The organism is Amycolatopsis australiensis (assembly GCF_900119165.1).
Lineage (GTDB): Bacteria > Actinomycetota > Actinomycetes > Mycobacteriales > Pseudonocardiaceae > Amycolatopsis > Amycolatopsis australiensis.
In genome coordinates this window covers 1-693 of sequence record NZ_FPJG01000008.1, presented here as the reverse complement: position 1 = coordinate 693, position 693 = coordinate 1, and the positions used below count along the sequence as shown (strand labels likewise).

Below are 693 nucleotides of genomic sequence, written 5' to 3'. Positions count from 1 at the left end.
TTCGCGGCATCAACGGCACCGAGTTCAGCTTCGCGGGCCTGGCCGAGCAGAGCATCGACTCGATCAAGTCGTTCGAGGGCTGCGACATCGTGTGGGTCGAGGAAGCGCAGACCGTGAGCAAGCGCTCGTGGTCGGTGCTGATCCCGACCATCCGTAAGCCTGGCTCCGAAATCTGGATCACCTTCAACCCTGAGCTGGACACGGACGAGACCTACGACCGGTTCATCACGAACCAGCCCGAGGGCGCCATCATCGTCGACATGAACTACACGGACAACCCGTGGTTCCCCGAAGTGCTGGAAAAGGAACGGCTGCACGCCAAGGCCACGCTGCCCGAGGCCGAGTACCTGAACATCTGGGAAGGCAAGTGCAAGCCGGCCGTCACTGGCGCGATCTACTACGACGAGGTGACCAAGGCGGTCGAGGGCCGACGCATCTGCAACGTGCCATACGACCCGCTGCTCAAGGTGCACGTTGTCTTCGACCTGGGCTGGAACGACGCCATGTCGATCAGCCTGGTGCAGAAACAGGCGTCCGAGCTGCGCATCATCGAGAACATCGAGGACAGCCACAAGACGCTGGACTGGTACTCGGCTGAGCTGAAGAAGCGCGGCTACAACTGGGGCACGCTGTACCTTCCGCACGATGGCCGCAACAAGGACTTCAAGACCGGCAAGAGCGCCGAGGAGATCA

1 protein-coding gene is annotated in these 693 nt (G+C 61.6%); it reads left to right on the top strand.

The features are described 5' to 3' along the window. A partial coding sequence (locus BT341_RS43365) for a phage terminase large subunit (RefSeq protein WP_218177878.1) occupies positions 1 to 693 on the top strand: 693 nt, incomplete at both ends.